Annotated in this window: 17 protein-coding genes and 2 pseudogenes; 15 read left to right on the top strand and 4 right to left on the bottom strand. The window is 42.3% G+C overall.

Annotation, left to right across the window (positions count from 1 at the left end; genetic code table 11):
* Positions 1-245 precede the first annotated feature (245 nt).
* Positions 246-2,141 carry a RecQ family ATP-dependent DNA helicase gene (locus ACEN82_RS15285; protein ID WP_413321237.1) on the top strand — a complete coding sequence of 632 codons (1,896 nt, stop codon included), beginning with the start codon at positions 246-248 and terminating at the stop codon, positions 2,139-2,141.
* A gap of 368 nt (positions 2,142-2,509) precedes the next feature.
* Positions 2,510-3,109 carry a GIN domain-containing protein gene (locus ACEN82_RS15280; RefSeq protein ID WP_413321236.1) on the top strand — a complete coding sequence of 200 codons (600 nt, stop codon included), beginning with the start codon at positions 2,510-2,512 and terminating at the stop codon, positions 3,107-3,109.
* 565 nt (positions 3,110-3,674) lie between these two features.
* Here the strand turns inward: ACEN82_RS15280 and ACEN82_RS15275 are convergent.
* Both ACEN82_RS15275 and ACEN82_RS15270 read right to left on the bottom strand, forming a co-directional pair.
* A pseudogene (locus tag ACEN82_RS15275) lies at positions 3,675-4,586 on the bottom strand (IS3 family transposase); the annotation flags it as partial.
* 87 nt (positions 4,587-4,673) lie between these two features.
* On the bottom strand, positions 4,674-4,961 hold the full coding sequence (locus tag ACEN82_RS15270) for a transposase (protein WP_495643980.1): 288 nt from the start codon (positions 4,959-4,961) through the stop codon (positions 4,674-4,676).
* Positions 4,962-5,300: 339 nt separating this feature from the next.
* On the opposite strand from ACEN82_RS15270, the gene ACEN82_RS15265 reads away from it, so the two are divergent.
* The 12 genes and pseudogenes from ACEN82_RS15265 to ACEN82_RS15210 all read left to right on the top strand — a co-directional run bounded on the left by ACEN82_RS15265 (position 5,301) and on the right by ACEN82_RS15210 (position 16,419).
* Complete coding sequence (locus ACEN82_RS15265; RefSeq protein WP_413322731.1) at positions 5,301-5,891, top strand: TetR/AcrR family transcriptional regulator; 591 nt, start codon at positions 5,301-5,303, stop codon at positions 5,889-5,891.
* A 143-nt stretch (positions 5,892-6,034) separates the two neighbouring features.
* Positions 6,035-6,889: an oxidoreductase gene (locus ACEN82_RS15260; RefSeq protein WP_413322730.1), complete on the top strand. Its 855-nt coding sequence runs from the start codon at positions 6,035-6,037 to the stop codon at positions 6,887-6,889.
* Positions 6,890-6,992: 103 nt separating this feature from the next.
* A pseudogene (locus tag ACEN82_RS15255) lies at positions 6,993-7,670 on the top strand (SDR family NAD(P)-dependent oxidoreductase); the annotation flags it as partial.
* A 154-nt stretch (positions 7,671-7,824) separates the two neighbouring features.
* Positions 7,825-8,166 (top strand): ArsR/SmtB family transcription factor, encoded by a 342-nt coding sequence (locus ACEN82_RS15250; RefSeq protein WP_090524524.1) that lies wholly within the window; start codon positions 7,825-7,827, stop codon positions 8,164-8,166.
* Positions 8,147-8,611: an SRPBCC family protein gene (locus ACEN82_RS15245; RefSeq protein WP_413322728.1), complete on the top strand. Its 465-nt coding sequence runs from the start codon at positions 8,147-8,149 to the stop codon at positions 8,609-8,611. The genes ACEN82_RS15250 and ACEN82_RS15245 overlap by 20 nt, the downstream gene beginning before the upstream one ends.
* A 339-nt stretch (positions 8,612-8,950) precedes the next feature.
* Positions 8,951-9,559 (top strand): GIN domain-containing protein, encoded by a 609-nt coding sequence (locus ACEN82_RS15240; RefSeq protein ID WP_413322727.1) that lies wholly within the window; start codon positions 8,951-8,953, stop codon positions 9,557-9,559.
* 117 nt (positions 9,560-9,676) lie between these two features.
* Positions 9,677-10,399: a head GIN domain-containing protein gene (locus ACEN82_RS15235; protein WP_413322726.1), complete on the top strand. Its 723-nt coding sequence runs from the start codon at positions 9,677-9,679 to the stop codon at positions 10,397-10,399.
* Positions 10,400-10,489: 90 nt separating this feature from the next.
* On the top strand, positions 10,490-11,485 hold the full coding sequence (locus ACEN82_RS15230; protein WP_413322725.1) for a c-type cytochrome: 996 nt from the start codon (positions 10,490-10,492) through the stop codon (positions 11,483-11,485).
* 95 nt (positions 11,486-11,580) lie between these two features.
* Entirely contained in the window at positions 11,581-12,939 is a 1,359-nt protein-coding gene (gene tig, locus ACEN82_RS15225; RefSeq protein WP_091176391.1) for a trigger factor, read from the top strand.
* Positions 12,940-13,367: 428 nt separating this feature from the next.
* Positions 13,368-14,096: an ATP-dependent Clp protease proteolytic subunit gene (locus ACEN82_RS15220; protein WP_090524532.1), complete on the top strand. Its 729-nt coding sequence runs from the start codon at positions 13,368-13,370 to the stop codon at positions 14,094-14,096.
* Between the two features lie 136 nt (positions 14,097-14,232).
* Positions 14,233-15,471 (top strand): ATP-dependent Clp protease ATP-binding subunit ClpX, encoded by a 1,239-nt coding sequence (gene clpX / locus ACEN82_RS15215; RefSeq protein WP_090524534.1) that lies wholly within the window; start codon positions 14,233-14,235, stop codon positions 15,469-15,471.
* Between the two features lie 90 nt (positions 15,472-15,561).
* A complete protein-coding gene (locus ACEN82_RS15210) occupies positions 15,562-16,419 on the top strand; it encodes an AMP nucleosidase (protein ID WP_091176387.1) in 858 nt (285 codons plus the stop codon).
* Positions 16,420-16,536: 117 nt separating this feature from the next.
* Here ACEN82_RS15210 and ACEN82_RS15205 read toward each other — a convergent pair whose 3' ends face one another.
* Positions 16,537-22,398: a carboxypeptidase-like regulatory domain-containing protein gene (locus ACEN82_RS15205; protein ID WP_413322724.1), complete on the bottom strand. Its 5,862-nt coding sequence runs from the start codon at positions 22,396-22,398 to the stop codon at positions 16,537-16,539.
* A gap of 170 nt (positions 22,399-22,568) precedes the next feature.
* Between ACEN82_RS15205 and ACEN82_RS15200 the strand changes: the two genes are divergently transcribed.
* Positions 22,569-23,930: a cystathionine beta-synthase gene (locus ACEN82_RS15200; RefSeq protein WP_413322723.1), complete on the top strand. Its 1,362-nt coding sequence runs from the start codon at positions 22,569-22,571 to the stop codon at positions 23,928-23,930.
* Between the two features lie 99 nt (positions 23,931-24,029).
* Here the strand turns inward: ACEN82_RS15200 and ACEN82_RS15195 are convergent, their stop codons facing one another.
* Positions 24,030-25,592, bottom strand: a complete 1,563-nt coding sequence (locus ACEN82_RS15195; RefSeq protein WP_413322722.1) for an ArnT family glycosyltransferase — start codon at positions 25,590-25,592, stop codon at positions 24,030-24,032.
* Positions 25,593-25,764 lie beyond the last annotated feature (172 nt).

Below are 25,764 nucleotides of genomic sequence, written 5' to 3'. Positions count from 1 at the left end.
CTGTTTTGCGTTAGCGATAGTAGCGGATACCGGCCAAGCGGCTAAGGCCTGCGCAGTATGAGCGGATAGCGCGGGCCGAAGGTAACGCCCACAATGATAATTTGGGATTTCGGATGTTCGATTTCGAATTTTCTTTGCATCTGTAAATCCTTAATTCTATGAATTCTGATTCCGACCTTAACGTTCTATCCATAACCCGCCCAAATTTCCCTTAAATTTAATAGTTTTGAGGTCAGCGTTTACCCATGACCATCGAAGAAATATTAAAACAATACTGGAACCATGACACCTTCAGGCCCATGCAGGCCGAGATCATCCAGTCTGTTTTATTAGGAAATGATACTTTGGCGCTGTTGCCTACCGGTGGCGGTAAATCAGTTTGTTTCCAGGTGCCGGCGTTGGCTAAAGAGGGGATCTGTATAGTGGTGTCGCCGCTTATTGCGCTCATGAAAGACCAGGTTGAAAACCTGCGGGCCAAAGGCATCAACGCGATATCCATAGTATCGGGAATGGGTCGCCGTGAGATAGACCTGGCGCTGGATAATTGCATTTATGGTTCGGTAAAGTTCCTGTACCTGTCGCCCGAGCGCCTGCTGAGCGAATTGGTGCGTGAGCGGGTAAAGTACATGAAAGTAAACCTCTTCGCGGTGGACGAGGCGCATTGTATTTCGCAATGGGGTTACGATTTCAGGCCGCCGTACCTGCATATTGCCGATCTGCGGGAGCTGCATCCCAACGTGCCCGTGCTTGCGCTTACAGCAACAGCTACCGCCGATGTTAAGGCCGATATTCAGGAAAAGCTAAAATTCAAAAACCCGGTAGTTTACCAGCAAAGTTTTGAACGACGCAATATCAGTTATGTGGTGCAGCATGAGGAAGATAAGTTCCGTAAAATGCTCAATATCGTACGCGGTGTCAAGGGGAGCGGCATTGTATATGTACGGAGCAGGAAGGAAACTTTTGAGATAGCGAAGTTCCTGACAGATAACGGTATAAGGGCCGATTATTACAACGCAGGCCTGACTGTTGACCAGCGCGCCGAAAAGCAGGAGGCCTGGAAAAATAACCGGGTACGGGTGATCGTAGCTACCAATGCTTTTGGTATGGGGATAGATAAACCGGATGTACGGTTTGTGATCCACAAGGATATTCCCGAAAGTTTGGAAGCCTATTATCAGGAAGCCGGCCGGGGCGGCCGCGATGGTAATAAAGCTTTTGGCGTACTGCTATATAACCCTGCCGATAAGCTGAAACAGGAAAAGATGTATGAACTTAATTTTCCATCGGTTGAGGAGATTAAGCAGGTATACCATAACCTGGCCAATTATTACCAGGTAGCTTATGAGGCCGGCGAGGGTTTAAGCTTTGATCTTGACCTTGGTGAATTTTGCAGCCGCTTCAAGCTCGATGCTATTAAAACGCTCAACGCCCTTAAGTTTTTAGAGCGTGATGAATACCTGGCTTTTAACGAAAGCGTATTTTTACCCTCGCGTTTTCAGTTTGAGGTAGTTAACGAGCAACTATACAACTTCCAGATCCAGAACGCCGGCTGGGACCCTTTTATCAAAACCCTGCTGCGCTCATACGGGGGGGCTTTTGAAAATTATGTGCGTATCAAGGAGTTTGATATCGCAAGGCGAACAGGTTTGAGCGTTCAGCAGGTTATTGAAGGGATGTTACAGTTGCAGCAGTATGGATTGCTTAGCTATATGCAACAAACTGATAAACCCCAGGTTACCTATTTAAAACCACGGGTACAGGGAAGCCACCTCATCATCGACAGGAAATATATTGAGCAGCGCAAAGAAGTGTACCGCCAAAAAATGGAAGCCGTTTTTGCCTACGCCATTCATAAACGCTGCCGGAGCCAGATGTTGCTGGCTTATTTTGATGAGCCAAACGGCCGTAAATGCGGGATCTGCGATGTTTGCCTTGAGGAAAAACGCAGGGTAAATCAAGACGAAATTTTCGACAACATCACCACCGAAATAGTACAATTGCTCAGTATTAGCAACCCCGATATCGGCGGACTGATAACCGGGATCAACATTGGTACCGAAAAAGAAAAAATGGAGGCCGTACGCCTGCTGCTCGATGCAGGGAAGATTAAGACCGACGGTGAGGCTTATTATTTGAGTTGATAGGTTGTATAACAAGGGTTTTCACCCGTCCATCATGCCCAGAAACTCTAAAGGAGAAATGACAATATAAATAGGGGGCCTGCCACCCTGAGCCTGTCGAAGGGTCGCGCGCAGAGGCCTGCCCACGATGCTTCGAGTGCCTCAGCATGACCCCATTTTTAATTGTGTCGTGCTTCGATCTAATTTATCTTTCTTTCCCTCAAATTCTCTACCCCATTTCACCGGGAAAAAATACCCCTTTACCGACAAAAACCTGCCCTACAGCTAATTAGGCCAAACCTGCTGTAACGTTTTTTATTTGAGATCGTCATATATATGTATTCAATGAAATAAAATAATAATCACTTGACAATCAAAATATTAATACCATGAAAACTACATTGACCGCCATCGCTACCATACTGTTTATGGTACTTGGCTTCGCAAACATCGCATCTGCAAATACTGCTAAAACTGATGCAGGCATCATTTTAACCGACATCAGCAAAATCAACAAAATTGAAGTTTACGGCAATGTTGAACTTTATATATCAAGCGGCCCGGCCGACCAGGTAAAAGTTTACAACCGCTACTATTCTGAAAACGCTCTGGTTCAGTCACAAAAAGGCGTATTGCGCATCTCATCATATAAAGCCGAAAAATTGGTAGTTTGGATAACTGCAAACCAATTAAGCGCCATCAATGCCTATGATAATGCCGAGATCAAATCATTCGGTTGCCTTTCAGGTATCGAGCTTGATGTTAAATTGAACAACAATGCATCTGCAAATCTTAACCTGGATACTTATAGCGCCAGCATCACCCTAAGCGGTAATGCCAAAGCCGAACTTAAAGGTAATACCAACGAGTACAGCCTAACCCGCAACGCAACATCAAATGTAAACAGCAATGGTTTAGCATATGCCCACGCCACCGAAACTTTGAATAAAGAAACCAGGCCGAGGGCCAATGACTTTGCAACTTTATAAGCGCCATTTTTTTGAGTCAATTATATATAGTGTAGCCGCTCCGAAAGGGGCGGCTTTTTTTGTTGTCAGTTGCGTTGTAAACGCAAACCTAGGTTACACACCCGTCGCAAATGAGCGCCAGATCATAAACTAAAAACGGGTGTCATGCTGAGTGATTTAAATCCGGTGGCCTCTGAAGGTAAAATGACATCTGCGTCACGTCATTGCTGTAAGGAATGAAGCAATCCCCGACAGGCTGGTAACGAGCTTCATTAGTATTTGACTTACATCGTCGCGCTCCTGGCCGCGCGGGGCCAGTTACTTTTGTCGCCACAAAAGTAACCAAAAAGGCTTGCAGCAGAGAGGCTTCTTTGCGCACAACCTGGCCCCATAGCCATCGGCGCGGCCTTCACCCTGCAAAACGAACAGAACCACGGGCTGCAATTATTTTGCCCCGATTCGCCCGCAATGCCTCCACTTCTGCAAAAGCTTGCTATGCCCCTGCTGTCTCGTCCTAAAAAAAGTTTACAGATTAAATGCTAAATCCTGTTATACGTTTACAATATTTATTAGTCCTAAAATAGGTTTACAAAACCACATTTTGAGATTTATAATAATTTTTCCATGTTCGCTCTGCTTCTATATTATTTTGATGTACAAACTCAGGTGTGAGCATATTACAACTCATATGTGGTCTTTGGTTATTATAGCTTTTTACAGACTTAATTAATAGTTCCATTACCTCTTCTTTGGTACTCAGACTCTGATGTTCCAGGTACTCCTGTTTGATGATTCCGTTGATCCTTTCAGCAATTGCATTTTCTAAAGGATCACCGTTTTCAGTCATGCTGATGATTATATTGTTGTCCTGTAATAGCTTTACATAATCATAACTGCAATATTGAACCCCTCTGTCTGAATGATGTATTAAACCATTTATCGGTTGCCTGTTTTCTCTGAGGGCCATTTGTAAAGCACTCAGCGTATGAACAGCTTCTAATGTGTCAGCAGCATGATAACCAACAATTTTTCTGCTATATGCATCTGTTATAAAACTTATATATACAAAGCCTTTGGTTGTTCGGTAATACGTTATATCTGATACCCATATCTCATTTACTTTATTAGGGATTATTTCTTTTATACAGTTGGGATACTTTTTTAACCAGTGAAAAGACTGGGTGGTATAAACACGTCGCCTTTTCTTCCGTACTAAAAGATGATGTGCAGCAAGAAGATCAAAAAGGGCATCCCTTCCCATCTTTATCTGATGTTCAAGTAAAAATGATTGTAATAATACATAGAGCTTTCTGACACCGATAGCCGGATGTGTAGTCCTTAAATGCCTTACTTCATTTAGGATGATCTCCTGTTCAAAACTAATTGCTTCTGCTTCCCAAAAGTGTTGATAATAAGCTTGTCGGGTAATGCCAAGTAAACAACAGCACTTTCCAAGGCTTACCCTGGGATAGCTGTTTTTAGTCTCACGGATTACTTGGTAACGGACTTTTTTCGGATATTGATCTTCAGGTCTCTTTCAGCAACTTCTATCATTTTACGATAAAGCTCCTTTTCCAGAAGTGCATCAGTTAAGTTGCTTTTTCAGCAACTTAACTGATGCACTATCTTCAGGCTGGATATCCGGATCTCTCTTTGCTGGCATGATACACGAAGATACATAAACCGGTCTTTTTTTCTCCAGGCCAAACGATTTTAACCAGGCTGAAATCCGGCTATTCCCTAAATTATATTTCCGCTCAAGAAAACTCAGGCCTTCTTCTCCTGTTAAATATTCCTGGCAAATTTTTCGCTTAAACTCATCACTGTATCGGCTCTGCCATTTACTCCCATAGGTCTTTGAATATCTTTCCATTTTTGTTTACTGTTGTGTAAACCTATTTCAGGACAAGACATGCAGCCGCACCGCCCAGCATCGTTCTGCTCGTTTTCACCCGAAGCTGATCTGCTGCGAAAAACCACATTTTTTATCTTGTCATGGGTAGGTCCTCGAAGCATGGTGGGCGAGGCCTCTGCGCGCGACCCTTCGACAGGCTCAGGGTGACAGGCCTGTTATTCAAAATGTAATTTTACCTTCAGGGTCCGCGGATTTAAACATTTACAAATCCTTCCTTCATCCTAATGTCATCAATCAAAATATAGTTTCTATTTTAGACTTTTTAGTCGAATTTTGATTCGTTAAACAAAAACAACAATGGGCAAAGCAGAAAGAACCAGGCAATTCATTATCGAGACGGCAGCGCCGATCTTTAATGAAAAAGGTATAGCCGGTACTACCATTGATGATATTTTGGCTGCAACAAAAATGGCTAAGGGTGGACTTTATGGGCACTTTGAAAGCAAGGAAGAAATAGCCAACGTAATGGTTAACTACCTGCTCGATAAATTGAGCGACAAAGTAATCACTGTTATGGCTAAAAAAAAAACAGCCATTAGGAAAATCCATGCTTTTATTGATATATATAAAGACCCGATAGATTCATACATAGACGGTGGTTGTCCGATACTTAATTTTGGCGTTGAGGCTGATGATAATAACCCTGTTTTGAAGCAAAGACTGAAAACAATGATTGAGGCAGGGCAGAAAGACTTTGTTGAAATCATCAATAAAGGTGTTGCGGACGGCGAAATATCGCCTGAAATAAACGCTGCCGATTATGCGCTCAAAATGTTTACGCTGCTGGAAGGCGGGATGCTGGTATCTAGGGTTACCGGAAGCAGTAGATATATGAACAGCCTTGTACGCATGCTTAAAACCGAATTAAAAGAATACGAGTTGAAATAATTTTTTTTGATTGATAACAGACTTTTTGGTCGTTTTTAATCAGAGGCAATGAAGATAAATACAATAACCGGGAACGGATTTTTTTTAATGACAAAAACGACTAAAAAGTCTAAAAAATAAAGCGCAATAAAACAAACAACATCATGAAAACTCAAAAAGTAATATTAGTAACCGGCGCCTCAAAAGGCTTTGGTTTAGAGATAGCAAAAACAGCATTGGCCGCAGGTGATAAAGTAATAGCAACCGTACGCAGCAAAGCCGATCAGCTTGCGGCCTCATTAAATAATAATCCTAACCTGTTGGTTGTTACTATGGATGTAACCAATGAAGCACAGATTAAGGCTGCAGTTGCCGAAGGTTTGCGCCGTTTTGGTAAAATAGATGCGGTAATCAATAATGCAGGTTACGGCATTGTGACTGCCATTGAAGAAGCTACCGATGCCGAAGTAAAGGCACAGTACGAAACCAATGTATTTGGCCTGCTTAACGTAGTGCGTGCTGTGTTACCTCATCTGCGCGCCCAAAGATCAGGTCATATCATCAATGTTTCTTCCCTGTTTGGCTTTGATGCCATACCTGGCTGGGCTTTATATGGTTCTACAAAATTTGCGGTTGAGGGAATTTCAAAAGGCCTTGCCGTTGAGCTTGCACCGCTTAATATTAAAGTAACTGTGGTGGAACCGGGTTTGTTTAGCACCGAGTTCTTGAGTGCCGAATCATACAGCGCCGCAAAAAACGTCATTGATGATTACGCTGCTACTGTTGGCCCAATGAGGGCAGGAGCAGATCAGCTGCATGGTAATCAACCTGGTGATCCACGAAAACTGGCCAGGGTGGTAGTTGATATCGCTCACAATGAAAACCCTCCGCTGCACCTGCCTATTGGTAAAGATGCTGTAGGCATGTATAAAGCCAATGCTGAAAAAACAAGCAACGAAGTTGATCAATGGATCGAAGTATCAACCAGTACCGACCATGATCATGTTGCAGCAAAGTAATTAATCACACCATTCACTCAACAATAAATAGAAATATCATGTCAACAAAAAAAATAGCCTTAATTACAGGCGCAAATCGCGGTATAGGTTTGAAACCGCCAAACAATTAGGAGAAAAAGGTGTGGCCGTTATAGTGGCTGCCCGTAAACTAAGCGCTGCCAAAGAAACTGCGACCCAATTAACCGAACAAGGGATTGAAGCATACGGCGTTCAACTGGATGTTACCAATGCCGATGAAAGAAAAGCAGTTGCTGCTTACATCGAAAAACAATTTGGCAAACTGGATATCCTGGTAAATAACGCCGGTGTAGGTCCTAAAGAAGATGATCTTTTTGTTAAAAAGACCGTTGCTACAACTGCCGATGAATTTGAATATATCTTTAATACCAACCTGTTTAGCATTGTATACCTTACTAACGAGTTACTTCCGCTGCTTAAAAAGAGCGATGCCGGTCGTATAGTTAATCTTTCAAGCATTTTAGGTTCATTGACATTGCATGCAACTGAAGGTAGTCCGATAGCTGATTTTAAACGTTTATCATACGCTGCATCAAAAACAGCTCTGAATGTATTTACCGTTCTTTTAGCCGACGAGTTGAAAGGCACTAAAATTAAAGTAAACTCGGCCCACCCGGGTTGGGTACAAACAGAACTGGGTAGCGTTGAACATGCGCCTATGACTGTTCCTGATGGCGCCAAAACCAGTGTTGAACTGGCACTTATTGGCGAAGATGGCCCTAACGGCCGTTTTATTCACCTGGGGGAAGAACTGCCATGGTAATTTGAACTGACCTCAAATTGTTTTCTGGAGCGTCGTTACCTTTAATAGGGTGGCGACGTTTTTTGTTTTTTATGGAATAAAACTATTTTTAAAAAAAAACACTTGCGCAAGTAAGTGCTTGCATTTATATTTGCAAGTACTTACTTGCGTAATTATGAAAGCCAGACGAGATGTTTACCAGGCGATAGCCGACCCCACCCGAAGAGCGATTATCAATATGATTGCTGCACAGCCGCATAACGTGAATGCGATAGCTGCAAACTTTGATGTTACACGGCAGGCAATTTCGCTGCATATCCAGATCCTGGCCGATTGTGGTTTGATAAACGTTAAACAGCAGGGCCGCGATAGGGTCTGCGAAGCCCGGCTTGATCAGCTTGGCGAAATATCAGTTTGGGTTGATCAATATCGCCAGCACTGGGAAAATAAATTGGATAACCTTGAGAAATATGTAGTAAACCTAAAAAATGAAAGAAATGGAAAACAATCAAAGTAGCACTGCAGATCGTGAACTGCGCTTAACCAGAACTTTAGATGCCCCGGTTGAGCTGGTATGGGAAGTTTGGACCCAACCCGAACATATTGCCCAGTGGTGGGGACCCAACGGCTTCACCAATACCATTAGTAAAATGGAAATTAAACCAGGAGGAGAGTGGGATCTGGTGATGCATGGCCCCGACGGAACAGATTATAAAAATAAGAGTGTATTTAAAGAAGTTATTCCGCTTAAAAAGATAGTATACGAGCATGTCAGCAGTCCAAAATTTGTTGCAACTATTGAGTTTGACGAACGGGGAGAGCAAACTTTCCTGAGCTGGCACATGCTTTTTGAAACGCATGAGCAGTTTGTACAGGTAGTAAAAACATTTAAAGCTGATGAAGGCTTAAAGCAAAACATCGAAAAGCTGAACTTGTATTTAAAAGATGTGAGGAAGGGATAAACTCTATCGAAGGTCACATAGATATCTTCTTTTGTTAATGTATAAAGCGTTATTGAACAATAACGCTTTTTGCGTTTATAGCAGCCCCAATTAAAGAGGTTTCGAATGGCATTAATAGCATTGCCGTCATCACTTTTCATCTGCACATCTGAAATCTGCACATTTATAATCAAAAATACTTCCGTTTTTTACCGATGATATTCCGCCGTTCGCCGACTAAAACCTGCTGTACATCTAATTTGCCCGAAACCGCTGTAACGTTTTAAAAATGGGGGCGTCTTATCTGTGTATTAAATGAAATAGAAACACAAATAATTGACAATCAAAATATTAATCATCATGAAAACTACAATATTAACAATCGCAGCCTCTTTAGTTTTAGCACTTGGCGTATCAACTGCAGCTAACGCAGCAACCAAAATTGACAACGGCGCAGCCGTAGTTTTAAATAACGTAAGCAAGATCAGCAAGATCGAAGTTCGCGGCAATGTTGAGGTATATGTATCAGCAGGAGAGAATGACAATGTTAAAGTTTATAACAAGTATTATTCAGAAAGCGCATTGGTACAAAACAACAACAGTACCCTACGTATCACCTCGTACAAAAACGAAAAATTGGTAGTTTGGGTAACTGCAAATGATTTGAAAGCCATCAATGCTTATGACAATGCCGAAGTTAAATCATTCGGAAAACTTGCAGCCCTTGAGCTTAACGTTAATCTTTATGACAATGCATCTGCTAAATTAAATGTTGAAGCTTACGCTGCCACAGTAAACGTTAATGATAAAGCTAAAGCCGAATTTACCGGTACCGTCGATGTTTATACCCTGAACCACACCCGCGAATCATTTGTAAACAATAACGCTTTCGCCGCAGCAAGCTTCACCGATAAGGTAACTAACGCTCCTGCCAAATACACTGTTGAAAATGAGTTTGCAGGTCTTTAATAACTTACTTTTGCAAAAGTCTATCATATATTCAAAAGCTATCACTCAAAATGTGGTAGCTTTTTTTAATTTTGATGTAACACTAAACTGCCATTCGGCGTCATAACAAACCATACTATGAAAAAATACCTTTTTACCTTCACTATAGCGGGCGCATTAATAACTACAGCCATATTATCATCATGTAACTACAGGTGCGTACATGGTTCGGGAAACCAGACTACAGAAAAACGCAAAGCTGAAGACTTTAAAAAAGTTGAGATCTCAGGCGCTTTTAAAGTCCACCTGAAACAGGATAGTTCGTTAACTATCGATATCAAAGCTGATGATAACCTGCTCAAATATATTTCAACTTCGGTTGAAGGTGGTGTATTACATATTAAATCAAAAAAGAATTTCTGCGATCCCGGTGATATGGTGATTAACATCGGCGTGAAAAACCTTGAAGAAATTAAAGCTTCGGGCGCGGTTGAAGTTAATTCTGACGGCAAGCTCAACGCTAAAGATTTCAAGCTTGATCTTTCAGGTGCTACTAAAGTTACGCTTGACCTTAACGCGGCCAATGTTTCAACCGATGGCAGTGGCGCTACAGAAGTACATCTTACAGGCCAGGCTGCATCGCACAAAATTGACCTGAGCGGAGCCGGTAAAATAGAAGCCTTTGATTTTGTTGTTGGTGACTATGATATCGAAACATCGGGCATTGGGCATTGCAAGATCAATGTGCTTAAAACACTGAACGTGCACACCAGTGGTGCGTCCGAAATTCAATATAAAGGTTCGCCATCTACCGTGAATAACGATAAATCGGGCGCTTCATCTATCAAAAAAGTTGACTGATCGATATTATAATTAAAGTATAACAAAGGGGCCGGGATCTAACTAATTCATGGCTCTTTTAATTTATTAACCACCTATCACTAATTAAAAATGAAAAAGTTTTTAAAATGGACAGCCTATGCAGTTATAGTACTTGTCCTGATTGCAATTGCTGGCGTATCGTATATTACGCTGGCCCTCCCCAACGTTGGCCAGCCCGAAGCTATTAAAGTAGATGCAACTCCACAGCGTATAGCCCGCGGTAAATACCTCGCAAATAACGTTACAGTTTGCCTGGATTGTCATTCTACCCGAAGCTGGGATAAATTTGCAGGTCCTTCAGATTCAACGATCTCCGGTGCCGGCGGAGAAAAATTTGATGCCTCAGCAGGTTTCCCCGGTACTGTTTATTCACCTAACATTACCCCGTTAAATTTGAGCGGGTGGACAGACGGTGAGATCTTCAGGGCAATGACCACTGGTGTTAAAAAAGATGGGTCGGCTATATTTCCGATAATGCCATGGCCTTATTATGCAAAAATGGATAGGGAAGACCTTTATTCCATCATTGCATATATACGTACATTAAAACCCAGCGGCAAAAATTACCCGGGCCATCAGCTCGATTTTCCGCTGAATGTTATTGTGCATACCATGCCGCGAAAAGCTGCGTTAGGTAATATCCCCAATCCGGCAGATACTGTTAAATATGGAGCTTATTTATTAAATGCAGCGGCCTGTAAAGAGTGCCACACGCAATCAGATAAAGGTAAATTGAATGAGGCAATGGCTTTTGCCGGCGGACAAGGTTATATAGTACCCGGTGGAAGCAAAGTGTTTTCGGCCAATATTACGCCCGATAAGGAAACAGGCATTGGCAGCTGGACAAAAGAGCAATTTGTAAGCCGCTTTACTCAATTTGCCAATGGTAAAATACAGCCGACACCGGTAAAACCGGGCGAATTTCAAACCATTATGCCGTGGTGGCGATATGGCAGCATGAAAGTGTCCGATCTGGAAGCAATTTACGCTTATTTGAAAACAATAAAGCCCATCAGTAACCATGTTGTAAAATTTGAAAACAATATAAAATCAAGCGCTAATTAAAAATAAATTCATACTTTTGCGCCTCGAATTTTGTATAGCACGGATTAGGTTTTAGGCTATATTTCAAAGGATTAAATTAAATACCCGGTAAAAAGATGAATATTACACAGGAAAAAATTAATGACCTGAACGCAGTTGTTAAAATTAACATCAACCCTGAAGATTACCAGCCACGTGTTGAAAAAGCTATAAAGGAAAACGCTAAAAAAGCAAAAATTCCTGGTTTTCGCCCGGGCATGGTGCCTGCATCGCACATCAAAAAAATGTACGGCAAAAGCATCCTTGTTGATGAGATCAACAACCTGTTACAAGATACTTTAAATAACTATATCGACGAGCAAAAACTGGCTGTATTGGGTCAGCCATTGCCTGCTGCAGATGATAACAAAGAATACAACTGGGATTTTGCCGATAACTTTGAGTTTAGCTATGAATTAGGTTTAGCTCCTGAGTTCAGCATCGACTTTTCATCAAAAGATAAATTAACCCAATACGTAATCAAAGTTGATGACGAAACGCTGGCTTCAAGAATCAAAAACATCCGCCGCAGCTATGGCAAAATGACAAACCCTGACGTATCGGCAGATGATGACGTTCTTTACAGCGAATTGGTTCAACTTTCGGCTGATGGTAGTGTTTTTGAGGGTGGAATAACCAATACGGCGTCTGTACGTTTAGATCAGATCAAAGATGAAGCAATCAAAGCTTCATTGATCGGTTTGAAAAAAGGCGATGTGTTAACATTCGATATTCGTAAAGCTTTTGATAACGACGCAGCTAAAATTGCCGGTTTATTGAAAATTGAAGAAGACGATGCAGCTGATTTAAGAGGCGATTTTCAATTAACTGTTAAAAACGTTAACCGTTTAGAAGAAAGCGACCTTAATCAGGAGTTCTTTGACAAATTATTTGGTGAAGGTACAGTAACTACCGAAGAGGAGTTCACAGCTAAAATTACTGAAGAACTTGAAAGCATGATGGTTCAGGATGCCGACCGCAAATTGCAGGACGACATGTACAAACTGGCTATCGCTAAAGTTGATTTCGCCCTTCCTGACGAGTTTTTGAAACGCTGGTTAAAAGCAACCAACGAGAAATTAAGCGATGAGGAATTAGAAGGCGGTTACAACGATTTTGCTCAAAACCTGAAATGGACTTTGATAGAAAACAAGATTATTACTGATAACACAATCGAAATTAAATATGAAGATGTGTTTGAATTAGCGAAGATCCGTTTAGATCAGCAGTTCAGGATGTATAGCCCAACTGCTATCCCTGAAGATCAGTTAGGTCAGTACACCGTTCAGTACCTGCAAAACAAAGACAACGCTAACAAGATATTTGAAGAGGTAAAAGCATTAAAGGTATTTGATTATATCAAAAATGTGATCACTTTAGATAAGCAGGATATCCTTTACACTGATTTCAGTGCATTGGTTACTGCAGCGCAGTAAGCTTCTTTCAATCGCCCTTATTAGGGTAGATTTTATAGTACGTTCACCAAAAGCAACTCATCGGGTTGCTTTTGGTGTCTTATATCCCCAACTCTAAACCAAGCGTCATTGTGAGTACGAAGCAATCCCCAACTGGCAGAGCCGCCCTGTATAGCTCGCGATTGCTTCGTACCTCGCAATGACGGGGTGAAGATGGCAATGCCTGTGCTATTCGATTTGGTGTCCCCGCCCCAATGTTGGTGTTGTCACCAACATTCTTCCGGTAACCTCAACTGTTAGTTTTTGACTAAAAAAATCAAGTTTCGTCACTGCGCCCTCATCAAAAAATTACGTAATAAAAACTATCTTGCAAAAAATCTATTGAACTAAAAACTATATTTATCGCGGGTAAGACGCCCGCATTTCCTAACGAACAACAAACAAAAACCATGAGCAGTAATATCGATAAAAACGAATTCAGAAAATATGCTGTTAAGCATCACCGTATTAACAGCCTTTATGTAGACAAATATATTGCAGGTGTTGAAAGGGGCAATATGCCAACCGGCGGTATCACTACCGTACCAACCGGCATGACACCATACATTCTTGAAGAACGCCAGCTTAATGTACAGGCCATGGACGTGTTTTCACGTTTGATGATGGACCGTATTATTTTCCTGGGCGATGCTATTTATGATAATATCGCAAACATTATCCAGGCTCAGTTGCTATTCTTACAATCGGCTGATGCTAAACGCGATATCCAGATCTACATCAACTCACCAGGTGGCTCGGTTTATGCAGGTTTAGGTATCTATGATACTATGCAGTTTATATCAAATGACGTGGCCACTATTTGTACAGGTATGGCGGCGTCAATGGCTGCAGTACTGTTAGTAGCCGGTACTGAAGGTAAAAGGGCAGCGCTTCCGCATGCAAGGGTAATGATCCACCAGCCATCGGGCGGTGCTCAGGGCCAGCAATCGGATATAGAGATCACTTATCAGGAGATCACTAAATTGAAAAAAGAACTGTACCAGATCATTGCCGATCACAGCGGTGCACCTTACCAAAAAGTTTGGGATGCATCTGACCGTGACTACTGGATGATTGCAGAGGAAGCCAAAGAATTTGGTATGGTTGACGAGATTTTAAGAGGTAATAAAGGAAAATAATTTTTTAGTCCTGAGTTCTAAGTCTTAAGTTTGAAGTCAGAAAAAAAATGACTTTAGGCTTAAGACTCAGTACTTATGGCTACTAACTTTGTTTTCTGCCACTAATTTTTTAACTTTGAGTAAGAAGACGAATCAGATGAATAAAAACAGCAAAGAGATCAGGTGTTCATTTTGCGGTGCCGGTAAACAGGATTCCCTGATGTTAATAGCAGGACTTGATGCACACATTTGTGATAAATGTGTGAACCAGGCCAATGAAATATTGGCTGAGGAGTTGAAGGTACGTAAAGTGAAGTCATCGCCTCTGGCGCCGGCCTTGCTTAAGCCATCAGAGATGAAGGCACATCTTGATCAGTATGTTATTGGGCAGGATGATGCCAAAAAGATACTTTCGGTAGCTGTATATAATCATTATAAACGCTTAAATCAGCGTATTGATAAAGATGAGGTTGAGATTGAAAAATCGAACATCATCATGGTAGGTGAAACAGGTACGGGCAAAACCCTGCTTGCTAAAACACTCGCCAAAGTACTTAACGTTCCGTTTTGCATTTGCGACGCTACCGTATTAACCGAAGCCGGTTATGTAGGGGAGGACGTTGAAAGCATCCTGACCCGCTTACTGCAATCGGCCGATTATGATGTAACCCTTGCCGAAAAAGGTATCGTTTACATTGATGAGGTTGATAAAATAGCCCGTAAAAGCGATAATGCTTCTATCACCCGCGACGTATCCGGCGAGGGTGTACAACAAGCGTTATTGAAAATATTAGAAGGTACCATGGTTAACGTACCACCACAAGGCGGCCGTAAACACCCGGATCAGAAAATGATAACCGTAAACACCAGCAACATCCTTTTCATTTGTGGTGGAGCATTTGACGGTATTGAAAGAAAGATCGCCAATCGTCTGCGTACCCAAACCGTTGGTTACAAGTTTAAGCACGATGAGGGCGATATCGATACCAAAAACTTCTATAAGTATATCACCCCGCAGGATTTGAAATCATTCGGTTTGATCCCTGAGTTGATAGGCCGTTTGCCGGTGCTTACCTACCTCAACCCGCTTGACAGGGAAGCATTGCACAATATCCTTACCGAGCCTAAAAACTCATTATTGAAACAGTACAAAAAACTGTTTGAATATGAAGGTGTAAAGCTTGATTTTGAAGACGAAGTATTGGAGTTTATTGTTGATAAAGCAATGGAATTTAAACTTGGCGCGAGGGGATTACGCTCCATATGCGAAGCTATCATGATCGATGCTATGTTCGAGTTTCCATCAAAAAAAGATGTGAAACGTTTGAACGTGACTTTGGATTACGCACGCGAGAAGTTTGAAAAATCTGATCTGAAAAAGTTAAAAGTAGCTTAACGCACAGTATATAAGCGAACACTTATATTTATTAAAAAATAAAGCGGCCCTGGTTATCATACCGGGGTTTGCTATATAAAAAGAAATCATATGAACGAAGAATTAAACATTAAAAAGGACGGAGATGCCTTACCACCGCCGGTGAAAGAAGTGCAATCGCCCGTAAAATCAGGATTAAAAACAAAAGAAGCAATTGTTGCTAACTGGCTGCCGCGCTATACCGGCAGGCCACTTGAAGCATTTGGTGAGTATATTATCCTTACCAATTTTTCAAAGTATATCCAGCTGTTTTCGCAATGGAATGATAATGCGCCTATTATGGGGCTTGAAAAGCCAATGCAAAGCGTTACAGCAAACGGTATTACCATTATTAACTTTGGTATGGGCAGTTCGGTTGCGGCTACGGTTATGGACTTACTTACCGCTATTCACCCCAAAGCTGTTATATTTTTGGGCAAATGCGGAGGCCTTAAGAAAAAGAACAACGTAGGCGACCTGATCCTGCCGATAGCCGCCATTCGTGGCGAAGGTACGTCCAACGATTATTTACCTCCCGAAGTACCTGCATTGCCGGCATTCGCATTGCAAAAGGCTATCTCTACCACCATTCGTGATTACTCACGCGATTACTGGACCGGTACCTGCTATACCACTAACCGCCGCGTATGGGAGCACGACAAAGTATTCAAGAAATACCTTAAAGATCTGCGTGCCATGGCCGTTGATATGGAAACAGCAACCATTTTTACAACCGGCTTTGCCAACAAGATCCCTACGGGCGCGCTGTTGTTAGTATCAGATCAGCCGATGATCCCTGAAGGTGTTAAAACCGCCGAAAGCGATTCATCAGTAACCGAGCAATTTGTTGAAACACACCTGCATATCGGTATCGAATCGTTAAAGCAGTTAATCAATAACGGGTTAACGGTTAAGCATTTGAAGTTTTAGTCATTTTATTTAGTCATTGAGTCATTTTGTCATTAGGTCATTTTTTTAATAGCTTAATGAATAAAAGACTTACGAAGTTTCAAAAACTTCGTAAGTCTGACAAAATGCAAAAATCACTTAATGACCTGATGCCCCAATGACCACTTGTTTCATCCCCTCTCTGCCATAGAATACCGGGAAATACATCATTTCGGCTTTGGCCGGATTTAGGGTGTATTTGCCGTTGTAACGGGGGATGAGGTTTACCGTGAATGTGTATTTGCCTTGCTTAAGGCTTCGGCAAAATATGCTTACTTTCTCTTTAAAATATTCGCGGTGCACTTCATTGTTGTCCCATTGCTGCTCCTTACTCTCGTACGAGCATCCGGCAGGTATCGGGATCTCTATCATCACAAAATCAGCATCGCCGCGGGCTGTTACTTCTGCTTTTAATAATACAGGTTCACCGCCTTTCAGGGTGGTTATTGTTTTTTCCTTACGTTCAAACCAGGTATTCACTGTAAAATCTTTACTCACTTTTTCGGGCTTGCTGTTCCAGAACTGTTGGTAGCCGGTAATGTACACAGGAAGACTGCCGGTTTTGCTGATACTGATCGTTTTATCAGTTAGCGTTGCCGAATAAGGGAATTTGTCGATCGTTTTTGTATCTGTGCCTGTAAGCGTGATCTGCGATGGTTTAACCTGTTTATTTTCTGTCAACAGATCTGGCAGAATAGTTTCCAGTATCAGTGCCGATTCATAAGTATTGCGCCAGTCACCAAGCCGGCGTTGTTCAAGAAAATAACCGCGTATTTTAGCCAGTAGCCCGGAGTGATTGCCTTCGTTTTTGATAATGCGGTAGGCTAATACGCTTAACTGTACCGAATTGTCAAAAAAGCGATAACTGTCTTCGCCCCAATATATGTTACCAAACATGGTGTGTTTACTTGTATTGAGCAGGCTGTCCATTTTTATGGGTAGGGCAGATTCCTGCCGCAAGAACATCATTCTTAACTTATCATACCCCGACAACTTATAGTCGAAGCTTTTTTGATCCTTAGCCTGCTCTTTTTCAATGCCTGTTACATACTTCTGGTAATCAACTTTAACTCCCAGTTTATGAAGCAACTGAAGACAAAGTATTTTGTCCCTGCGTTTGTAACTTTCAAGCTGAAAGACGAGATAGTCGGTTAATTTTTGTTTATCCAGTTCAACAGCGTAGCCCTCTTTTTGCGCATCTATCAATGCTTCTACCACATGCAGGCTAATCCAGAGTTCTTCGTTACTATCTTTCCACCAGCCCCAGGTACCGTTACTTTTGCGGTTTTCCTGTAGTTTTTTAATTACGTCTTTTATATTTCTCTCGTACTTAAACTCTTCGCCCAAAAACTTTTTAATGTGTCGTTCCATGAGCAGGCCTTTCAATTTTGAAGCCAGCTGCTCATTGCACAGATACTTGTACTCCCTCAGCTTACGGGCTTCTTCAGTCAACGCGGGCAATACAGAAGCCTCTGCCCGGAAAGTGACTGGACCTAATGCGGGATCAAATTTCATATTCACTGTGGTGTCGCGTTCAAGTGCCTCAAAAATGCCTTTGGTTTCTTTAACACCCTGCGGCATTACCGGGATCCTGCGTTGCTCGCCGTCAAAATAGCCGTTATCCCGTTTAATGGTGTATTCAAAAGTGAGGCTGTCGGCAGGAGCAGTTATAGTAAGTGTGTCAATTTTAGAGTTTTTAACTTCCAGCTCGTCTTGTTTCAAAGTCTGGCCGTTGTATTTAAACACACGGATAAGCTTCGCGGAGGTATTGCTGTAGTTCATTACCTTACCAATCAAGTTCATTTCGTCGCCGGCTATGGCAAATTGCGGTGCGATAAAATTTGCGCTTAATGGTTTATATGATTTGATACTGCTTTCGGTAAAGCCGGTTTGCCTGTTGCCCGTTATGCCGATGATAAATGTTCGCCAGTTGGTGATATCATCAGGGTAAGTAACCATGAAACTTGCTTTGCCATGTTCGTCAGTAGTCAGTTTAGGTTGCCAGTAGGCATAATCAGAAAAGTTTTTACGCATGGTTTGCGAACTGCCGGTTTGTGTACTGTCGGCCCTTTGGCCTCCAGCCAAACCCGGTTTAGCTTTGGTCCGGATCACAATGACGCCATTTGCACCACGCGCACCATATATAGCAGTGGCGGCGGCGTCTTTCAATACACTAATTTCTGCAATGTCTTCTTTATTTACGTCAGATAGTTTATCAACAATCTCGCCATCCACCACAATCAGCGGCTGGGCCGACGGTGATGAACTAATGCCCCTAATCATGATATTGGCTTCGTTACCTACTGTCAGGCCAGCAAGCCCGCCTTCTAAGGAAGATACGGTTGCTATCGATCCGGTCATTTCCGCTTTTCGTTGCACGCCATACCCAATAACCACTACTTCCTGCAAGGATTTTGAGCTGGGTTTTAAGACTACCTTGATAGTTGCACCGGGTTGTATGCTTAACTCCTGTGTTTCGTACCCTATAAAGCTTACAATGAGTTTGCCGGTTTTGGGTACTTTTAATTTAAAGCGCCCTGCTATGTCAGTTTGCGTACCTGTTGATGAACCCTTTACCCTTATGGTTACGCCGGGTACAACCAATTTATCATCGCTGGCGGTAACTATTCCGCTCATCATATTGCCGAAGTTGCCGGTATCAAGGTATTTATCATTAAACGCTTCTTTTATTTTCAGGGCATCGTTTTCTATTTCCCGGTCACCGTGATTATAGCTGCCCGTCCTGTTATTGATAATGTTGCTGATCCGGACACCTACCGAATCTTTGCCATGAGTGGGCAGTACCTCAAAGTTGTAAAAATTAGTACCGCCTGTTTTTATGGTTATATTTTCTTTAATATCATAACTATCGCCCTTAAGCAAAAATAAAAGCCTGTAGCTGCCGGCGTTTAGGTTGTTAATATATGTGGTATTGCCGGGATAGATCAATAAAAAGTCCGGGTCATCATATTTATAAACGATCAGGTTTTTAACCAGCAGTTTTTTGCCCTTAGGTTGATCGATGCTCATACTTAGTTTACCTGTTTCGCCGGTGATGGTAGGGTTTACAAAAAGCGATTGCGTGTTGCTGCGCAGGTCAAGATATTGCTGCCAGATACTTTCGGCCTCGGGTTGGGTAAGTACCTGTTGTGTATAATCATCGGCCGGGCCCTGGTATGACGATAGTATGGGGTTGAAGGGATAAGTAGTGGGGATACTTTTTTGTTTAATAAGGCCGGGCTCAAACTGAAATGAATAACCTGGTTCGGCAACAAAACGTCGTGATCCGCTGCCTTGTACATCTAAATTGGCAAAGTTTTCGGCCGACGGACCTATGAGTACGCTGTTGTTCCGGTAACCGTAGTTCGGGTCGGGATTGATCATGAATACCTTTTCGTTTTGGGTAAGGAGGGCCATCTTCCAGCCAAAATTATTGATAACGGTAATCAGGTAACGGTTGATGAGATCGCATTCATAGGTACTCAATGTATCCAAAACCTTTGTTGAGTGCGCATTATCCGCATTAATGCTGAAGATCAGCTTTTTCGATTTTTGTACATCTACACTATCTACCCAAATGTTTTGATGGCTGGTCCTGAACCGGAACATGTGCCTGCCCGGCGATACCGCGAAACTGTAGCGTTTAAGCTGCTGTGTTTGGTCGAAGTACACCGGCCGGTCGTCAATATAAAGGATATGTACGGGCAGTACATCGCCGTTTTTAATCACAAAAGGCGCTACCTGGGTTAGCGAGTCTTTGGCGTCTTCTTCAACCCGGTAAATTTTGTTGGGGTGAGTAAACTGGTAGTAAGCAATACTGTCAAGTCCCATTTCCTTACTCCAGCGCTTCCAGTTGAGCTGTAATGATCCATCGCCATTTATATTGCCGGTATTAAAACCCATTTTTTGCTTGCGATAAGTAAAACCTTTGCCAAGGTATGGCACATAGGGTGTCTTGTAGTTGGCAAACTTACTCGTCATTGACCAGGCCGTTAAATCAGCATTGGCTACAGGCTGGCCTTTAGCATCGGTAACCACGATGTCGGTTTTAGCTTGCTGCCCGGGATAAACGGACACCGGCTGACGAACGTTGATGGTCAGCAGCTTATCGCGGTACATGATATCGGTGGCTTCGGTTTTGCTTTCACCCGCCCAGATATAATGCACCTGAAAGTTTAGGAGGTTTTGATCATTATAAGCACGTACATAAAACAGGTTATTGGCCTGCCCTGCATCAATTAATTTGTTGCCGCCAAATACCGAATACCAAAAATGCAGGTGCCGCGGGTTGTCAACCTTTACAAACACCGAATCGGCAGTTCGATAGCCTGATAGCGAGATGCCGGCGTTATTATCTTTTAGGTCGAGGCCGGCATAGGCGCTGTCTGTTTCAATATTGTAACTATCGGCATACGGGTTAATGATGGTTTTTGCCGGGAGCATTACCCTGACCCTGGTTATGGTATCATACTTTGCGTTAAGGGCGCTGATGGTAGCCATAGTATTTACGGCCTTACCATTATCAAAGGCGGTACTCATCAATGTATCACCGTTTAACTTGGCGGTAATACTAAACCGGCTGTACCGGTAACTCATATCGTTATTGGCCGATTGCTGTTCGTTATTACTGTTCAGAAATTCTGAATTAATGGTGTAAGTAATATCTGCCTTAGGAAAGATGGAATCGGGAATAATTAGCCTGGTTTCACCAACCGGATCAAGCTGTAGCTGGTGTGTCCAAAGCTGGTCGGGTACAAAAGTGTAGCTTTGCCTGCGCGTACCGGTGCCACGGGTATTGAATGTAACAGTAACCCTGCCATCCGTAACCGGCAGGTTATTTTCGTCAATTGCTTTTAAATATAATGTAGCCGGATTTCCGGGCCCGTGTTCTTCTTTATCAACCCTGGTGCTGAACGTAATTGATTTAAGCTCGTATTCTTCATATTTAAACCGGCCCGTCAAAAAAACCTTGCGTTTGGCTAAAAAGCCCTGATCGTCATCGCCATCATAATCATCAAGTTTGTATTTTTCGCTCGACGGATCTTCGAGCGAGATGGTATAATCTTCATCAAGCGAAAGGTCAAGACTATCTGTGAGGGCGAAACTATATTCATAAGCGCCGTCGCGGTAACTGTTTACTTTGCCTATGATCTTACCGTCATCCTCATACCGCTCTTTGAGCCGTACCAAAAGCTGAGCTGTGGTTACAGGTTGTTTTGATTTTTTATTTAAGATGATCGCCTTGAATTTTACCGTATCATGTGGTTTATAAATGGCCTTGTTAAAAACCATGAAGCCTTCGTAATTATCTGCGGGTTGGCGGCTGTAATATTTACCGTGCCCCTTAAACAGGTTTTTAAAGCGTTTCCAGGCAGCTTTAAAAAAGCTCATATGGCGATACGAATTGTAATGATAATAAGATGGGCGCTGCTGCTTTTTTATAGCGTAGTAATTGGTTACGCCCGCGTAATCAACTTTTAGTATGGTATCCCTTTTTGAAGGATTAGCTATATACAAGCCGGCCTTTGAATCATAAGTAACGGTATGATTGTTAAACTGCACTAAAGCGTTGTTAATGGCTTTACCTGTCTGATCAACTAAAATAAAGCGGAGGTCATAGTTATTAGCCAGCAGTTTTAAATTGGCCGAGCGGTTTTCGATAAGCGAATAGCTTAGCACGTTCTTTTTGGCAGCTACTTTCAAATAGTTGCCGGGAGGGAGGGTATTGTTCCATTTATCGTTTGTTTTAAACGAGTCAATGGGGTTGTGTAATATTTGCTCATCAGGTTTTTTACGCGGGTAGCGGTAAAATTTAAGCACATCACCAGCCGTTATTTTATATATGTAGGTATAATAACTGCTTTGCCGGCTTGGGGTAAGCGGCTTTTGCCCAAATGCGGCAGTTATACAAAAACTTAAGAAACTAAAAAATAATAACGATTTTTTTATTGGTGTCTGCATGTTTAGGTATATTTTATGGTAATTGTCACCGGTTTAAATTTATTACATTTATGTATGTATGCTTATAAGATGCAGATCTATTTACTATTCCATAAAAGAAATATCATTTAAGAAACTTATTTTTGAGGCGTAACCCTGCTTTATATACCGGGTTAGTAGAGATTTAAATTATGTGGTACAACAATATACTCGATACCATTGGCAATACGCCGCTGGTAAAACTCAATAAAGTAGCAAAAGATATCCCTGCTACCGTTTTAGCCAAGATAGAGACAACCAACCCCGGCAACTCCATAAAAGACCGTATGGCCCTTAAAATGATTGAGGACGCCGAAAAAAGCGGAAAACTAAAACCCGGCGGAACCATTATTGAAGGCACATCAGGTAATACCGGGATGGGTTTGGCCATTGCGGCTGTTATAAAAGGATATAAATGTATTTTTACCAGCACCGATAAACAGTCAAAAGAAAAGTTTGACGCTTTGCGCGCCTTTGGGGCGGAGGTAATTGTTTGTCCAACCAATGTGGAGCCTGAAGACCCACGATCATACTATTCGGTATCATCACGCCTGGAGCGGGAAGTCCCTAACTCATGGAAGCCCAATCAGTATGATAACCTGAGCAACTCGCAGGCGCACTATGAAAGTACCGGTCCCGAAATTTGGGAGCAAACTGAGGGCAAGATCACGCACCTTATTGCAGGTGTTGGCACCGGTGGTACTATCTCAGGCATCGCCCGTTATCTGAAAGAGAAGAACCCTGCTATCCAGATTTTAGGTATTGATACTTACGGTTCGGTATTTAAAAAATACAAGGAAACAGGTGTTTTTGACAAAAATGAGATCTATCCATATATCACCGAAGGTATCGGCGAAGATTTCCTGCCGCAAAACGTTGATTTTAGCCTGATAGATCATTTTGAAAAGGTGACCGACAAGGACGCTGCCCTCATGACCCGCGAGATTGCACGTAAAGAAGGGATCTTCTCAGGTAACTCAACCGGCTCGGCCGTGGCGGGTTTGCTGCAGATGAAGGATAAGTTTAAAGAGGGCGATGTGGTGGTGATCATCTTCCCGGACCATGGCACCCGCTATCTTGGAAAAATGTATAATGACGACTGGCTGCGCGACCGTGGTTTCCTGAAAGACGAAAAACTAACCGCCCGCGATATCATCAGCAAAAAAGAGGTGCAGGAGATCATCACCATTGATTGTGAGAAGAGTGTGTTGGAGGCAATCAATACCATCAAATCGCTCAATATCTCTCAGATCCCGGTTACGCAAAAAGGCATGGTAATTGGTAAGATCACCGAAAGCGATATCCTTGATTCACTAATCGAAAACCCTTCGATCAAATCGCAGCCGATCAAAAACATTACCACTGCACCGTTCCCGTTTGTTGATCTGAACACTTCGATAGACAGGATCTCGGCCATGATCAATAAAGATAATATTGCTGTGCTTGTTGAAGACGGGCAGGGTAAAATCGAGATTATTACCCAGTACGATATTATAAACGCTATATCAGCCTGATTTTAAGGTGAAAGGATAAAGGCGAAAGGTTAAAGGTAGCTGCAATTTTGGGGTGTCCTTTAACCTTTTTCTTTTAAAAACCTTTCGCCTTTCACCTCACTACTCCAACCTCTTCTTCGCTAACTCAGGAGAATACCGTTCATTTAACCGATAATTTGGCGTGATAATAAACACAGCTGTACCTTTTTCGCGCGCGAGCGGATTAGTTACTTCGCCTACTTTCGTAAAACTGCCTATCATATTTCCGGCTACAAATTCTTTAATATTTTTTCCGCCGTTTTCATCTACATAAATCAGGTATTTGCTTTTGAGGCTATCTGGTGCCCAAAGGGTAAAGCTGCTGTTCAGTGATATTACATCGGGATAGCCGTATTGCTTGCGGTAATGGTGGATTGCACCGGCTTCACCGTAGTTATCGGCATAAACCATAGTCTGTTTTTGATCTTCAGGGTTTAAGCTTTTGTAAGCTTTATCCACTAATGCTGCCATATCATCCCAGCCCAGCATGTCGGCATAATCCTGTGTGGTAGCGTGCTTCTTTCCATCTTCCCAGGTCATCGAAAAACGGGCAGCCGGAAGGTGTCTATCGGCAAATCGAAAAAATGCCAGGGTTTGATCCATTGGCAAAATGGGCAATAAAATTGGCAGTAACAAAGCATTGGGCAACGTAAACAATATTACCAGGGCAGTACGCAAAACATAGCCAGTGGTTTTTAATAAACGCTCAAAACCAAAGGCCCCTGCTGCAAACAACATGGGATAGGCTCCAAATATGTAATAGCTTTTACCATCCATCATCAGTAAAAAAAAGAAGATGAGCGCATAAGCCAATGCCAGAAACTGGAAATTACGCAGCCTGAATGAAAATATCAGGAACGCCAGTCCGTTAAGCCATACAAATAACGCTACGCCATTGACCAGTAATTGCTGTTTAATAAAGTCAGTTGGGGTAATGTAATCCAACTGCTGCTCGCGCAGGGCTTTCATATGCGTAAATACAGGCATGTGGTGCGTTATTTGCCATATCAGGTTTGGCAGCACAATAACTATCGTTATCAAGGCTGCACCAAGGATATGCTTATTGAACAGTAATTTACGTTGTTTGCTAATAAGGATACCGATAACCAGCGAACCGGTAAAAAACAGCATAGTGTACTTAGTAAGTACGCCAAAGCCGACGGCTGCGCCAAGCCAGTACAGGTACCTTACATCGGTAGTGTTGAGGTATTTTACGAGCAGCCAAACCGTTAATACCCACCAAAACTGATCGAATACTACAGGCTGAAAAAGATAGTCACTTGCTGCAAAGGCAGGCGCAAAAATGAGCGACAAACAGGCAAGGGTTATAGCAAACTTCTTTCCGCCAAATTCAATGACGATGAGCCCGGTAAGCAGCACAATGAGCCCACCAAACAGGGTAGGGAACAATCGTGCCGCGAAAACCGAGTTGCCAAAACAAGTTATAGAGATTTTTGCCAGGATGGCTATAAATGGCGGTACTTCCTTATATCCCCAATCCAGGTGATCGGCCAGTACAAGGTGCAAAAACTCATCCCGATGAAAACCGAAATGGGATATAGCGAAAAGATTAAGAACAACTTTAATAAATACAAATATCAGTACAAAATAAACGTAGGTAGATTTCCGGTTTTTGTAAGGCATTGTTTATATAATGGATTTTGAGCTTAAAGCCGAAGGCTAAAAGCATAAAGCTATGAAAAAGCCTTATAAAAGCAAAAAGCTTCATTAAAGCAGAAAGCTCAAAGCATAAGGCCGAAAGCTTTTGCGTGTCCTTATGTTTTGAGCTTTTAATAAGCTTCGGCTTTATGCTTTT

This window comes from Mucilaginibacter sp. Mucisp73 (genome assembly GCF_059491465.1).
The sequence above is the reverse complement of the archived record's forward strand: the minus strand, read 5'-3'. Positions and strand labels throughout refer to the sequence as shown.

Excerpts from the sequence above, each read along its gene's own strand:
- ACEN82_RS15285 (WP_413321237.1), top strand. The coding sequence starts at position 246 with ATGACCATCGAAGAAATATTAAAACAATACTGGAACCATGACACCTTC.
- ACEN82_RS15280 (WP_413321236.1), top strand. The coding sequence starts at position 2,510 with ATGAAAACTACATTGACCGCCATCGCTACCATACTGTTTATGGTACTT.
- ACEN82_RS15270 (WP_495643980.1), bottom strand. The coding sequence starts at position 4,961 with ATGGAAAGATATTCAAAGACCTATGGGAGTAAATGGCAGAGCCGATAC.
- ACEN82_RS15265 (WP_413322731.1), top strand. The coding sequence starts at position 5,301 with ATGGGCAAAGCAGAAAGAACCAGGCAATTCATTATCGAGACGGCAGCG.
- ACEN82_RS15260 (WP_413322730.1), top strand. The coding sequence starts at position 6,035 with ATGAAAACTCAAAAAGTAATATTAGTAACCGGCGCCTCAAAAGGCTTT.
- ACEN82_RS15250 (WP_090524524.1), top strand. The coding sequence starts at position 7,825 with ATGAAAGCCAGACGAGATGTTTACCAGGCGATAGCCGACCCCACCCGA.
- ACEN82_RS15245 (WP_413322728.1), top strand. The coding sequence starts at position 8,147 with ATGGAAAACAATCAAAGTAGCACTGCAGATCGTGAACTGCGCTTAACC.
- ACEN82_RS15240 (WP_413322727.1), top strand. The coding sequence starts at position 8,951 with ATGAAAACTACAATATTAACAATCGCAGCCTCTTTAGTTTTAGCACTT.
- ACEN82_RS15235 (WP_413322726.1), top strand. The coding sequence starts at position 9,677 with ATGAAAAAATACCTTTTTACCTTCACTATAGCGGGCGCATTAATAACT.
- ACEN82_RS15230 (WP_413322725.1), top strand. The coding sequence starts at position 10,490 with ATGAAAAAGTTTTTAAAATGGACAGCCTATGCAGTTATAGTACTTGTC.
- tig (WP_091176391.1), top strand. The coding sequence starts at position 11,581 with ATGAATATTACACAGGAAAAAATTAATGACCTGAACGCAGTTGTTAAA.
- ACEN82_RS15220 (WP_090524532.1), top strand. The coding sequence starts at position 13,368 with ATGAGCAGTAATATCGATAAAAACGAATTCAGAAAATATGCTGTTAAG.
- clpX (WP_090524534.1), top strand. The coding sequence starts at position 14,233 with ATGAATAAAAACAGCAAAGAGATCAGGTGTTCATTTTGCGGTGCCGGT.
- ACEN82_RS15210 (WP_091176387.1), top strand. The coding sequence starts at position 15,562 with ATGAACGAAGAATTAAACATTAAAAAGGACGGAGATGCCTTACCACCG.
- ACEN82_RS15205 (WP_413322724.1), bottom strand. The coding sequence starts at position 22,398 with ATGCAGACACCAATAAAAAAATCGTTATTATTTTTTAGTTTCTTAAGT.
- ACEN82_RS15200 (WP_413322723.1), top strand. The coding sequence starts at position 22,569 with ATGTGGTACAACAATATACTCGATACCATTGGCAATACGCCGCTGGTA.
- ACEN82_RS15195 (WP_413322722.1), bottom strand. The coding sequence starts at position 25,592 with ATGCCTTACAAAAACCGGAAATCTACCTACGTTTATTTTGTACTGATA.